The following is a 12,938-nucleotide window of genomic DNA, read 5'->3' as shown; positions in this document are numbered from 1 at the left end:
TATCATATAGCCTACCGCATGATAAAAGTGTTTATATTTGCCTTGCATTCTCAAACAACAAATACTCATGAAACTACCCTCCAAATACATCACCTTGCTCGTCATTCTTTCTCTGACCGGCATATTCGGTTATCAGACCTACTGGCTGATGGGGCTCTACCGCACCATGCACGACGAAATGGAACGCAATATCACCGAAGCCATGCGCATGAGCGATTATAACGAGATGATAATACGCGTAGAGAATTTTCGAAATGATACTACCAGTACAGGGACAGTAAATGTATCTACAGGATTTGACAATGATAAACCATACGTAAGCAGTACTGCAAGTATCACCAGACACTCCTCCACAAGCGAGCCTGACAATACAGATAGCCTCACAGTCAATATAGAAAAAGACACTATTACCGAGGGTACTCCCTTTGACTCGTTGACTTCGGCTATGAGAGTCAACGAAAGTGTTGACGTTATGCTTAGCAAGCAAAACAACATGCAGAAGCTGGCGAATTATTTCCAACGAGGATTACATTCCGGTTTGGATATTATTTCAGGGCCCGATCTGGCGGTCTATGACAGTTTGCTCATCAGCGCATTGCGCGAGTATGGACTTGATGTAGCCTATCGGTTGGAACACTTATATAAAGGAGGAGGTAGAGATTCGACGATAGCCTTTACCGACACAATAGGCGTATGCGGCACCCCAGAGTATATACCCAGCCCCAAAGCCAAGCAATACAACTATGCCTTCAACTTGCACAACAGCGAGAGTTACCGGCTAACGATGGAACCTATCAACATACTGATATTAAAGCAGATGTCGGGCATACTTACCACATCTTTTATTATCCTGATTATCTTAGGATTTTCCTTCTGGTTCCTTATCCGAACTATTTTAAAACAGAAGACCTTGGAGGAGATGAAGAGCGACTTCACCAACAACATCACCCATGAATTGAAGACCCCTATTGCCGTAGCTTACGCCGCCAATGATGCCCTACTCAACTTCAACCAAGCCGAAGAAAAGGCAAAACGTGACAAATATCTGAACATTTGCCAAGAGCAACTCCAACGTCTTAGCGGACTGGTTGAGCAAATACTCTCCATGAGTATGGAGCGTCGTAAAACGTTCCGTCTGCACCCCGAAGAGCTTTCGTTGCACAGCATCTTAGAACCGCTCATCGAGCAACATAAATTGAAAGCAGAAAAGCCTGTACATATTACAGTCGATCTGGAACCCAAAGATCTGACTGCCCTTGCAGACCGGACGCATTTCAGCAATATCCTCAGTAACCTGATAGACAATGCCATCAAGTATTCACAGAGTGAGGCTGAGATACATATTCAATGCCGGAATACCTCCATCGGACAAGATAAATGGACTGAGATTTCCGTAAGCGACCGCGGTATCGGCATTCCTGCTGATAAGCTGCAACATGTCTTCGATAAGTTTTATCGTGTTCCTACAGGCAATCTGCATGACGTAAAAGGCTATGGTTTAGGACTATTTTACGTAAAAACAATGATAGAGAAACACGGAGGAACTATAAAAGTAAAGAGTGAACCCGGAAAAGGAAGCAGCTTCATTGTACACTTGAAGCGGGAGTAGAAATAGTTTCACCCGGTGAAACTGTTTGTTTCATCCCTTGAAACTACAAGTTTCATGCTTTGAAACTGTTAGTTTCATTAGGTGAAACAGTTAGTTGGATCTGCCGAAACAGAAGATTTACTGATAAGAAACAAAAAAAGCATTATAAGCCATGGAAAAGATTAACGTACTATTAGTAGAAGATGAGCAAACCCTTGCCATGATTATCAAAGATACGCTGGAAGGGCAAAACTTCATTATTCACACTGCTTCGGACGGTGAGGAAGGATTGCGGCTATTCTTCGACATCCGTCCCGATGTCCTGGTAGCAGACGTTATGATGCCCCGTATGGATGGCTTCGAGATGGTACGACGCATCCGGCAGACAGACAAAGGTACTCCGGTTTTGTTCCTTACCGCCCGTTCTGCGATTAATGACGTAGTAGAAGGATTTGAGCTGGGTGCTAATGATTACCTGAAAAAGCCATTCGGCATGCAGGAACTCATTATCCGCATCAAAGCACTGGTAGGCAAAGCATTTTCCTTCACCAACCAGAAACCGATGGAAACGACCAGCTTTGAAATAGGCAGTTACCGCTTCAACTCCGTAACGCAACGCCTTACATACGTTGGAGCCCTTACTTCATCGCACATAAATACCGAAGTAGAACTCTCCCACCGTGAATCCGAAATCCTGAAACGGCTTTGCGAAAACCGTAACCAGGTAGTCAATACCCAAAATGTTTTGCTCGACCTTTGGGGAGACGACAGCTTTTTCAACTCCCGCAGCCTGCATGTATTCATCACCAAATTACGCCATAAATTGTCGCAAGATGATCGTATACGCATCGTCAATGTACGAGGTATTGGATATAAACTGATAATTAACTAAACGAAAACTAAACTACTATTTATGAAGAAGTTATTATTATTCATTTTTGCCCTTTCGTCGCTTTACGCACATGCTCAGAGCGAGCTTCCGGGCGATACGATCAAAGACCGTCTTCCTGTGATAAAGGAACAAGTTCCTTCCGTTTCGAAGAAGGGTATGCCACCCAATCGTGCCGGCACTTTTTCAGAAGAGCAACCGGAACTAAACTATCCTATGAACCAGCAAGACAGCGTTACCCTGCACGTCACTCCGCCCGAATATATAGAGCCACTGCCCTGGGCGGATATGGAGAAGATGCCTTTCAAATCCAATCCCTTTGATATGGATTATGAACGCTATGCAAACTTTCTGCTATCTCCGGAAGTAATACTGGATATGTACAGCAGCTATAGTACTTATCCAACGATGGGCGCCATTATGGACGCAGGAGCAGGAATTACGTACTATTCTCCCAATGAACGCTGGGAATTGTCAGGAGGTGTTTATGCCTCCAAATACACCATTCCTTCCCGCATACATGGTGCACAAATGGATTTAGGACTTAATGCTTCCATTGCTTACCGTATCAATGATCGTCTTCGCATCCGCGCCTTCGGTCAATACTCCGGTTTTGGAAAGTCTAATTCGTTGAATGGCTATATGAACCCTATGTATCGGCAAAGTGAGTATGGCATTGTAATGGAAGTGAAAGTAACCGATCATTTCGAAATTCACGGCGGTGTGGAACGTGTATATGATCCCACAAAAATGAAGTGGACAACAGTACCCATTTTCGGTCCGGTCTTTCGTATTGGTAAGTAAATAGAAATAATACAAAGAAATTTTTAAGAATAAGAGGAAAGAAGTATCTTTGTTCAGTCTGCCATGTATAGCGCAGACATTAACTAAAAAGTGAACAAAGATATGAAACGAATCTTCTTCTGCATCATCACTTTGCTTACGAGCATTATTACTATCAATGCGCAAAACGAAGTAGTTGCCTCTGATGACGTACCACCATCGGGCAGGGATCTAATGCCGAACGTTAAGAACTATGACGGATTCCTGCTCGATATGGGACTGATGAATGTATCTGCTCCCAAACTTCCCAAGTTTACATTGGAGATACCGGATGCCAGTAAAGATTACAGCCGGATTTTTCAACTGAATCCTGACGTAACTTACTCGCAAGGACTTTCAAACATATTCTCCCTCAATAACTCCCAGTATTTCAGTTCCAATCCTTTTGGTCTTACAGGCTTCTGGAATTCTACGGACAATCTGCAAATGGGAAGTTTCAAGCTAAAGAACGGCATGCGCATCAATACATATGGCGAGTATGATAAAGATGGCTGGAAAGTTCGTAACCCTTCTGCTTTACCTTGGGAAAAGAATAATTTCAAAGGTGCATTCGAGCTGAAATCTTCCAATGGCTCGTTTGGAATACGGATTGAGGTACAACAAGGAAGAAATGGGATGTATTGAGCATACAAAAAAGATTACCATGAGAAAGAAAGTATTAATTATAGGCGCCAATGGCTTCACCGGGCGACGCATTCTTGATGATTTATCCCGTAATCATTCCTATCAGGTTGCGGGCTGTTCCTTACACGAAGACATTGCCCCGGAATCGGGAAATTATCATTTTATCCGTACGGATATTTGTGATGACAAGGCTTTGGCAAAGTTATTCGAAGAGCTGAAACCTGATGCTGTAATCAATACTTCCGCCCTCTCCGTTCCCGATTATTGCGAAACACACCATGAGGAAGCAGATGCGATAAATATCACTGCCGTAGAAAACCTGGCCAAGCACTGCCAGGCATGTGGTAGCCGATTGATACACCTCTCTACTGATTTTGTCTTTAGCGGGCATACAGATAGGCTTTATACGGAAGAGGATACTCCCGCTCCTGTTAATTACTACGGCTATACCAAATGGGAAGGTGAAAAGCGTATTGCAGCCATTTGCCAAAATTATGCCATTGTTCGTGTCGTTGTAGTATATGGCGCTGCACTTCCGGGACAACATGGTAATATCCTACAACTTGTTGCCAATAGATTAAGGAGCAACGAAGAAATCTTTGTCGTTTCCGATCAATGGCGCACTCCTACCTATGTGGGAGATGTTTCCCAGGGTGTGGAAAAGCTGATAACTCATCCATACAATGGAATCTACCATATCTGTGGAAGCGACTGCCTTACCATTTCCGATATAGCTCTCCGGGTAGCGGATATACTTGGATTAAACCGTTCACTTATTCGTCCTGTTACTACGCAAGAGATGGGAGAAAAAACACCACGTCCTCAGTTCAGCGGTTTAAGTATTGAAAAGGTCCGGAAAGAATTAGGATATCAACCCCATACCCTAGACGAAGGAATACACCTGATGTTTGAACTTTAAGAGGAAGTTAATAGCTATCTGTGTGAATTCATGCATGAATTCACATTTCTTATTACAATAATTCCGGTTCTGCCAGTCCTTTCTCTTTTCGATAAGTTCGTACCATTTCCAGGATAATGTCACCATACTTCTCCACTCCTTTCTTTCCAAAATAGGGAATGCGTACGAGCATCGTCTTATCCGAAGGCAACAAATTACTGATGCCTAAAATAGCTTTTTGCTGGATAACAGTATATACAGGTAGTTTTAATTGTGATGCTTCTGCATTACGCCATGCTACTAAGCGTTCATAAAGTTCCGGATGCAGGACATCCGCTGTTGCTTCCACACTCAGAGCATTCTCTTTCTTTTTACGCTCTGATGTCGTTTTTCCGGCTTCTTCCGATCTTCCTCTGCGGCGCATATCTTCTTTGCCGGAAATGGGTTTTCCTGAATCTTCTATAGATAAGATTGCTTTCTGCTTCAGATACTCACTGGTATGAAAACCTTGATTTATAACGTAATCCAACAAATCGTCCTTTAATAAGAAACAGTCCCGCAACTCTTCGTATGCATCTTTGAGTTTCTTTTTCAATTCCCGATTATCGGCTTCAAGGGGTGCAAGACGTAGCAAGGTAGCATACAATGGCTGTATCTCTTTCTTGAAGTAATCTGCTCCGGAATGGATGCGTTCCTGTAAAGTCTCATCCGTAGCATAATCCTGTGCCGCATCAATCAGACGGGTATATTGCAAATTAAACTTTTGGGAAACCTTCGTCACTTTTTCATGGAATCGCTCCGTTTCTTCTTTATAAGTAGCCAGCTGCTTGGGAAATAATTTGTATAAATGTTCGTCAACAAGACGCACATACCGCCTTAATGCTTGTTCCATCGGTTGAAAATCGAACAAGCCGGATAACAACTCCAGAAAATAAGATTGCTGTAAGGAGCGGAAACGTGTTTCATCCGGTTCGTTTCTTCGTGCTTCCGTTGTAAAGAGGTCTACTGCACTATCACTGATAATAGCTCTTGCAGATAACGGAGCGCTAAGTACCAAACCCTCCAATGTCCTGCAACGACTCAAAGCAACGTATGTCTGACCGTGTGCAAACGAAGCACTGGCATCAATAATAGCTTTCTCAAATGTCAAGCCCTGGCTTTTATGAATCGTAATAGCCCAAGCAAGTTTAATGGGGTATTGTCTGAAAGTTCCTTCAATATCTTCTGTAATCTCTTTCGTTTCCTCGTCCAGTACGTATTTGGCATTCGTCCATTCTTCTTCTTGCAGAACAAATGATTCGTCATTATCCTTGCTGCGTACCTCAATAAAGCTCGATGAAACATCGGTCACCTCTCCGATCATACCATTATAAAAACGGTGTTCGCCGGAAGTATCGTTTTTTACGAACATAATCTGAGCACCTCGCTTCACTTCCAGCACTTCATCCGTAGGGTAAGAATATTCAGGGAATTTCCCATCAATGGTTGCACGGAAAGCAAATGAACGACCGGGAAGTTGTTCCAGTTCATGATCGTTAATACGTTGAGCCTGATAATTATGTGTTACTAAGCGAATATATCCTTCTTCTTTGCGAGGTTCAAAGCCCGGAATATATCTATTATTCAGCGTTTTCAGCACTTGCTCATCACATTGATTCTCGCGAATACAGTTCAGTAATTTCAGAAAATTACCGTCGCTTTGGCGATAGACCGTTTTCAATTCGATAATACAATGCTCCGTTTGTTTCAACGCCTGGCTGGAAAAGAAATAAGGGGTTTCATAGTACTTACTCAGCAATTGCCACTCGTCATCTTTCACTACGGGAGCAAGTTGCTGAAGGTCGCCTATCATTAACAGTTGTACCCCACCGAAAGGCTTGCTCCGGTCACGGTAACGTCGCAATACCGCATCTATTGAATCCAGCAGATCGGCACGTACCATACTGATTTCATCAATCACCAGCAGGTCTATACTACGAATAATATTGATCTTCTCCTTACCAAACCGGAAACGGTATTGAGGAGTTCCGTCTTTCGAACTAAAAGAACTCTCCGGCACGTAAGGTGCAAAAGGTAATTGGAAAAATGAGTGGATTGTGATGCCGCCTGCATTAATAGCGGCTATTCCCGTCGGTGCAAGTACGATCATCCGTTTCGGACTCTCTGATTTCAATTTTCGCAGGAAAGTTGTTTTACCGGTTCCTGCTTTACCGGTCAAGAAAAGATGGGTGCCTGTGTTTTCAATGAATTGCCATGCAAGCGCCAATTCAGGGTTTTGTTCCATTATTAAGTTTTTATTCTGCCAATCCACTCTCTATCATTAGATCATGGATTTCATCTAAAGTCATATTTTCACGTTCAGATTTATCGTATACAGTAACCATTTATTATATACAATAATAGGACAAAGATAATGTTTATTTCACAATCTCTGTCCTATTTATATGTATTTAATGCCGACCTAGTCAATCGGTTATTTACCAGTAAGCAGTTACTTCAAGCTTCCACCAATAATATCGAGCAATTCATTCGTAATAGCCTGCTGACGACTCTTATTATACTGCTTCGTCAAATCTTGTATTAATTCGTTAGCATTGTCCGTAGCCGTCTGCATGGCGAGCGTACGGGCGGCATGTTCGGAAGCATTAGAGTCAAGCAATACAGTAAATATTTTCTGACTTAATACTTTCGGCAAAAGTTCCGCTATCAATTCACCTACCGAAGGCTCTACAATATAATCATTATTAAAACCTCGTGAAGACTTTTTAGAATCTTCAGCAGCCTCTTCAGCTACTTGTGCCAAATTAATAGGCAAATAATTCTCACGAAGCAATACTTGCGTACCCATAGATTTAAAGTGATGGTAAATCAGCTCTACATGATCGATGTGCTTCTCTATAAATTCTTCCATCAGTTTGCCGGCCAGTTCATACGCCTCCGGATATGCCGGTTTATCGGCCATTACCTGATAACTGCCCTGTGGCACATAACCCAGCTTTTTTACGACTTCTTCGATCTTCTTCCCTACCGGATAAATCAAGATATTTTCTTTACCTAACGACTTATAATCCGCTAAAGTCCGCTCCAGCATTTTAGCCACATTCGAATTGTATGCACCACATAGCGAACTATTGGACGAAAACGCCACAATAGCCACCCGCGTCACAGGCCTTATATCCGTATAAGGCGATTCAACAGAAACATCCGTACGCAAGAAGTTAGTCAGAATTTCATTCAGCTTCCGTTGATAAGGCAGCATATTCTCAATCCGCCCTTGCGCCTTGTGCAACTTAGCGGATGCCACCATCTTCATAGCCGATGTAATCTGACGCGTACTCTTGACGGAGTTAATTCTATTTTTTACTTCTTTCAGTGAAGCCATATTGATTTACTATTTACGATTTACGATGTACAATTGGGCTGCGCTATAAACCGCATGGCAAATCGTAAATCGTAAATTGTCTAATTGTACATTACATAAATTGTTTTGCAATCATCACCGCCGTCTCTTCAATCTTCCCGCTGACCTCATCGTTGATAACACCTGTTTTCAGTATATCGAGAACATCTTCACGATGATTCAATTCAAGATATTCAAGGAAATTCTTTTCAAATTCGCTGACTTTATCCAAGGGTACGTTCTTCAACAAACCGTGAGTACCACAGTAGAGAATAGCAACCTGCTTTTCTACCGGCATCGGAGAGTATTGTGGTTGTACCAGCAAACGCGTGTTCTTTTGTCCCTTGTCGATGGTCAATGCCGTAACAGGGTCCATATCTCCACTAAACTTGGTAAATGCTTCCAGTTCGCGATACTGTGCCTGATCTATCTTCAGAGTACCTGCTACCTTTTTCATTGCCTTGATCTGAGCATTACCACCTACACGGCTTACGGAGATACCTACGTCAATAGCCGGACGGTTACCTTGGTTAAAGAGGTTCGTATCGAGGAAGATCTGACCATCCGTAATAGAAATTACATTCGTTGGGATATACGCAGATACGTCACCGGCTTGTGTCTCGATGATAGGCAATGCAGTCAATGAGCCACCACCCTTCACTTTACCTTTCAGGCTATCCGGCAAATCGTTCATCTCACGGGCTACTTCTTCCTGATTGATAATTCTTGCCGCACGCTCCAACAAACGGGAGTGCAGATAGAAGATATCACCCGGATATGCTTCACGACCTGACGGACGACGCAGAATCAAAGAAACTTCACGGTAAGCAACCGCCTGTTTTGACAAATCATCGTAAACCACCAGTGCATGGCGACCGGTATCACGGAAATACTCACCAATAGCTGCACCCGCAAACGGAGCATAATATTGCAAAGCAGCCGGGTCACCCGCCGTCGCTGCTACTACAATGGTATAATCCATAGCACCATACTCACGCAACGTATTTACGATAGATGCAACCGTAGAACCTTTTTGACCGATAGCTACATAGATACAATATACCGGATCGCCGGCTTCAAAATTAGCACGTTGATTGATTATAGTATCAATGGCAATAGCAGTCTTACCTGTCTGACGGTCACCGATAATCAGCTCACGCTGCCCGCGTCCGATAGGAATCATAGCATCTACAGCTTTCAATCCTGTTTGTAAGGGTTGATTCACCGGTTGACGAAAGATTACTCCCGGAGCTTTACGTTCCAACGGCATATTGCAAAGCTCGCCACCGATCAATCCTTTTCCGTCAAGTGGTGCACCCAGCGGGTCGATAACACGTCCAAGCATCCCCTCACCCACCATAATAGAAGCGATACGCTTCGTACGTTTCACAACGAAGCCTTCCTTTATTCTATCGGTAGGACCCAGCAATACCGCACCAACGTTATCTTCTTCAAGGTTCATCACGATTGCCTTGACACCGTTGTCGAACTCCAGCAATTCATTAGCTTCGGCATTACGCAATCCGTAGATACGCGCCACACCGTCGCTCACCTGAAGCACTGTGCCTATTTCGTCCAGTTGCACGCGGGTATCAATCCCCTCCAACTGTTTACGGAGGACATCGGAAACTTCGCTTACTTTTATATTTTCAGACAACATATTATTTACGATTTAGTTATTTACGATTTACGATTAAAAATACTCTTCTTTATTTGACCGATTCACTCTTTACAACTAAAAGTAACTTCAATCGTAAATCGTAAATCGTCCGATCGTAAATCACACGATTCTTCTATTCTTATCAATGAACTGTTGTTTCACTCTCTTGAGTTGTGTAGCGATGCTGGCATCCAGCCGGACGTCATTAATATCGAAAATAAAGCCACCTTCAATAGAAGGGTCTACTTCGGTTTGCAACTCCATGTGAGCATGCAGCAAGGAAGAGGCGCTGTTTCTGATGCGGTCCTCCACATTCTTGCTTACAGGCACAGCAGTAGTCAGTTTGGCAATACCGATATGCTTGTCCTTCCGGTACAAATCCAGAAAGCTCAGGCAAATGTATTGCAAGAAGCCTTCACGGCGGTTCTTTAGCACCAATGTGATGAAACGAGCAAACTCACGTCCGGGTGCAGCATCGCCCATAGCGGCGGTGCATATCAACGAGAACTTTTCACGAGTCGTCAGGATGGGGTTATCCAGCGCCATACGCAAATCAGGATGCTTTTTAAAGCTATGGGATAACATACGGAATTCTTTATAAATAACTTCCTCCGTTCCCGTGCTTTTGACATAATCCATCAATGCTTTCGCATATCGCATCGAAACAATTCCTATATCCATCTTTTTTAGTGATTAGTGGTTAGTGGCTGCCAGCACTTCATCGAGCATACGGTCAATCATTTCCATTTGCTCGTGCTCTTCATCCAGATTCTTACGGATTACTTTCTCTGCAATATCCACAGACAAGATTGCTACCTGGCGGCGAATATCACGGATGGCTTCTTCCTTTTCCTGCTGAATCTGGACTCTAATGTCTTTCAGCTCCTTCTGAGCGGCAATTTCAGCCTGCTTACGTGCTTCAACAATGATCTTGTCACGTTCGTGCATCGCCTCCCGCAAGATGCGTCCTTGCTCCTTGTTGGCGGCAGCGATCAATGCATCACTTTCCGTTTTAAGCTTGGCGAGTTGGGCGTTTGCTTCGCGCGCCACTTCCATTGACTGGTCTATGTATGTCTTGCGGCCTTCCACCATCTTGGTGATTACGGGAAAACCGTATTTGGCAAGCACCACAAACACTACACCGAATGAAAGAAGCATCCAGAACAGCAGGCCACTATCAGGTAATAACAATGACATAATTCGATTTACTTTTTGACAATTTACATTATAAGAAGAATACCAACAGACATACTACTACTGCCAACAAAGCAACACCTTCAATCAAGGCGGCCGCAATAATCATGTTCATACGAATATCTCCCGATGCTTCCGGTTGGCGAGCAATGGCTTCCATAGCAGAGCCACCAATCTTACCAATACCCAGACCGGCACCAATAACAGCCAAACCAGCACCAATTGCTGCTCCCAACTTACTAACTCCCACACCTGCCGCAGCAGCTTGTAATAATACAGATAGTAACATAACTTTTTGTTTTTAAATGGTTATTTTATTAATGATTTTATTTCTTTTCACTGACTTTATGTTCCTCTTGTGCCAGACCGATAAATACTGCAGATAGCATAGTGAATACATAAGCCTGAATAAAGGCAACCAGTAATTCCAGTGCATTCATAAAGATATTGAAGAGCACGGAAGCTACGGTTAAAGTTCCATTGAGTACAGGTCCCATACTTGCCGAAATAAAGATAAGGCAGGTAAGTACCAGCATCGCCATGTGTCCCGCCAGCATATTGGCAAAAAGACGAATCATCAAAGCAAACGGTTTCGTCAGGATTCCGAAGAATTCGATGAATGGCATCATAGGTATAGGAACCTTCAACCACCAAGGCACATCCGGCCAGAATATTTCCTTCCAATACGTTTTTGTACCGAATAAATTTACGGCAACGAACGTAAAGAGTGCAAGCACCATTGTGATAGCTATATTTCCCGTTACATTGGCACCTCCCGGAAAGAAGGGTATCAGCCCCATCATGTTATTGATGAAGATAAAGAAAAACGCTGTCAGCAAGTAAGGCGCAAACTTTTTATATTTAGGTCCTACACAACTCTTAATGATATCATCGTTCACCATCATAATGAACATTTCCATAAATCCGATAAAACCACCCGGCGCTGCACTATCTTGTGGATGCTTGCGATACCAATGCGCCACTGCCAGAATAATGACAAGCAATAACACACTATTGATAAGCAAGGACAACGTCACTTTCGTGATAGAAATATCCCAAGGACGGATTTCACTTCCGGCAGCATCATGCTCTACTATCTTCCCCTCGTACTTACTGCCTGAAGGTGCAATAGAGAAACCTTCATAACTACCGCCGTTTTCTTCCAAACGTGAAGAGAGGAATACATGCCAACCGGTAGTCTGGCTATAGACAATAACGGGTAACGGAATAGTGATAGGCGTGTTCCCCCAAGTCGTGATATGCCATTCGTACGAATCGCCGATATGACCGAAAACGATTTCCTTTACATCCACCGTATTTTCCTTTTGTTCGGCAGAAGTCACCTTATCACGCTGGGCTATGCTGTCTAGATCCGTTTCCAGTCCATTCAAGGAGGCAGGAATACTATCGGCATGTACAATGACCGGCATCAGTAATCCGAAAGCCAGTAGTACACCAGTCAGTATGTTACGCAATTGTCTCATTCTCTTTATTCTTTTTCAGTTTCCGGTTCGCTTCAAAATTGAAGTAAAACCAGGAGTCAAACATCAAATATATCAGATAGTTTGCTATAAACGTCAATAGAAACTCTTTCGCTTCTTCACGCACAGCAATACAATAAATCACCATTACGATCATTGATACCAGCATCCTCATAACACGCATTAGCAAGTATATCTGCAACATCCGCCGCGGCATTCGCTTACGGCAATTTTCGGTCATGCTCACCATAAACACTCCGTATACGTAAAAGAAAACAGGTATTAGCGGATAACCACCAAAATAGTGGTGCGGAAAAACCGAATAATAGGCCCAACCGCCTAATCCTCCTACTAATATCGT

13 protein-coding genes are annotated in these 12,938 nt (G+C 43.2%); 5 read left to right on the top strand and 8 right to left on the bottom strand.

Annotated features, from left to right (window positions below; translation table 11 throughout):
- Positions 1 to 67 precede the first annotated feature (67 nt).
- The 5 genes from Q1W14_RS15890 to Q1W14_RS15870 all read left to right on the top strand — a co-directional run bounded on the left by Q1W14_RS15890 (position 68) and on the right by Q1W14_RS15870 (position 4,863).
- Positions 68 to 1,609 (top strand): HAMP domain-containing sensor histidine kinase, encoded by a 1,542-nt coding sequence (locus Q1W14_RS15890; RefSeq protein ID WP_300703140.1) that lies wholly within the window; start codon positions 68 to 70, stop codon positions 1,607 to 1,609.
- 151 nt (positions 1,610 to 1,760) lie between these two features.
- Positions 1,761 to 2,480 carry a response regulator transcription factor gene (locus tag Q1W14_RS15885; protein WP_300703138.1) on the top strand — a complete coding sequence of 240 codons (720 nt, stop codon included), beginning with the start codon at positions 1,761 to 1,763 and terminating at the stop codon, positions 2,478 to 2,480.
- A 21-nt stretch (positions 2,481 to 2,501) separates the two neighbouring features.
- Positions 2,502 to 3,281, top strand: a complete 780-nt coding sequence (locus Q1W14_RS15880; protein WP_300703137.1) for a hypothetical protein — start codon at positions 2,502 to 2,504, stop codon at positions 3,279 to 3,281.
- 102 nt (positions 3,282 to 3,383) lie between these two features.
- Complete coding sequence (locus Q1W14_RS15875) at positions 3,384 to 3,944, top strand: occludin (RefSeq protein WP_300703135.1); 561 nt, start codon at positions 3,384 to 3,386, stop codon at positions 3,942 to 3,944.
- Between the two features lie 19 nt (positions 3,945 to 3,963).
- On the top strand, positions 3,964 to 4,863 hold the full coding sequence (locus Q1W14_RS15870) for a sugar nucleotide-binding protein (RefSeq protein WP_300703133.1): 900 nt from the start codon (positions 3,964 to 3,966) through the stop codon (positions 4,861 to 4,863).
- Between the two features lie 52 nt (positions 4,864 to 4,915).
- Here Q1W14_RS15870 and Q1W14_RS15865 read toward each other — a convergent pair whose 3' ends face one another.
- The 8 genes from Q1W14_RS15865 to Q1W14_RS15830 all read right to left on the bottom strand — a co-directional run.
- Positions 4,916 to 7,126, bottom strand: coding sequence for an HRDC domain-containing protein (locus Q1W14_RS15865; RefSeq protein ID WP_300703131.1), 2,211 nt, complete (start codon positions 7,124 to 7,126; stop codon positions 4,916 to 4,918).
- A 207-nt stretch (positions 7,127 to 7,333) separates the two neighbouring features.
- A complete protein-coding gene (locus Q1W14_RS15860) occupies positions 7,334 to 8,224 on the bottom strand; it encodes a F0F1 ATP synthase subunit gamma (RefSeq protein ID WP_300703130.1) in 891 nt (296 codons plus the stop codon).
- 91 nt (positions 8,225 to 8,315) lie between these two features.
- A complete protein-coding gene (gene atpA / locus Q1W14_RS15855) occupies positions 8,316 to 9,899 on the bottom strand; it encodes a F0F1 ATP synthase subunit alpha (protein ID WP_300703258.1) in 1,584 nt (527 codons plus the stop codon).
- A 123-nt stretch (positions 9,900 to 10,022) separates the two neighbouring features.
- Entirely contained in the window at positions 10,023 to 10,583 is a 561-nt protein-coding gene (locus tag Q1W14_RS15850; protein WP_300703128.1) for a F0F1 ATP synthase subunit delta, read from the bottom strand.
- Between the two features lie 12 nt (positions 10,584 to 10,595).
- Positions 10,596 to 11,099 (bottom strand): F0F1 ATP synthase subunit B, encoded by a 504-nt coding sequence (atpF, locus tag Q1W14_RS15845; protein WP_300703125.1) that lies wholly within the window; start codon positions 11,097 to 11,099, stop codon positions 10,596 to 10,598.
- A 28-nt stretch (positions 11,100 to 11,127) separates the two neighbouring features.
- Positions 11,128 to 11,385: an ATP synthase F0 subunit C gene (gene atpE, locus Q1W14_RS15840; protein WP_018668722.1), complete on the bottom strand. Its 258-nt coding sequence runs from the start codon at positions 11,383 to 11,385 to the stop codon at positions 11,128 to 11,130.
- A gap of 37 nt (positions 11,386 to 11,422) precedes the next feature.
- On the bottom strand, positions 11,423 to 12,580 hold the full coding sequence (gene atpB, locus Q1W14_RS15835) for a F0F1 ATP synthase subunit A (protein ID WP_300703120.1): 1,158 nt from the start codon (positions 12,578 to 12,580) through the stop codon (positions 11,423 to 11,425).
- A partial coding sequence (locus Q1W14_RS15830; RefSeq protein WP_300703119.1) for a hypothetical protein occupies positions 12,564 to 12,938 on the bottom strand: 375 nt, incomplete at its 5' end. The genes Q1W14_RS15830 and atpB, both read right to left, overlap by 17 nt.

Origin of the sequence: Bacteroides sp. (assembly GCF_030151085.1) — a bacterium.
In the GTDB taxonomy this organism is placed as follows: domain Bacteria; phylum Bacteroidota; class Bacteroidia; order Bacteroidales; family Bacteroidaceae; genus Bacteroides.
This window is presented reverse-complemented; position numbering and strand designations above follow the sequence as displayed.

Coding starts and splice junctions, on each gene's coding strand:
- Q1W14_RS15890 (WP_300703140.1), top strand. CDS start 68: ATGAAACTACCCTCCAAATACATCACCTTGCTCGTCATTCTTTCTCTG.
- Q1W14_RS15885 (WP_300703138.1), top strand. CDS start 1,761: ATGGAAAAGATTAACGTACTATTAGTAGAAGATGAGCAAACCCTTGCC.
- Q1W14_RS15880 (WP_300703137.1), top strand. CDS start 2,502: ATGAAGAAGTTATTATTATTCATTTTTGCCCTTTCGTCGCTTTACGCA.
- Q1W14_RS15875 (WP_300703135.1), top strand. CDS start 3,384: ATGAAACGAATCTTCTTCTGCATCATCACTTTGCTTACGAGCATTATT.
- Q1W14_RS15870 (WP_300703133.1), top strand. CDS start 3,964: ATGAGAAAGAAAGTATTAATTATAGGCGCCAATGGCTTCACCGGGCGA.
- Q1W14_RS15865 (WP_300703131.1), bottom strand. CDS start 7,126: ATGGAACAAAACCCTGAATTGGCGCTTGCATGGCAATTCATTGAAAAC.
- Q1W14_RS15860 (WP_300703130.1), bottom strand. CDS start 8,224: ATGGCTTCACTGAAAGAAGTAAAAAATAGAATTAACTCCGTCAAGAGT.
- Q1W14_RS15850 (WP_300703128.1), bottom strand. CDS start 10,583: ATGGATATAGGAATTGTTTCGATGCGATATGCGAAAGCATTGATGGAT.
- atpF (WP_300703125.1), bottom strand. CDS start 11,099: ATGTCATTGTTATTACCTGATAGTGGCCTGCTGTTCTGGATGCTTCTT.
- atpE (WP_018668722.1), bottom strand. CDS start 11,385: ATGTTACTATCTGTATTATTACAAGCTGCTGCGGCAGGTGTGGGAGTT.
- atpB (WP_300703120.1), bottom strand. CDS start 12,580: ATGAGACAATTGCGTAACATACTGACTGGTGTACTACTGGCTTTCGGA.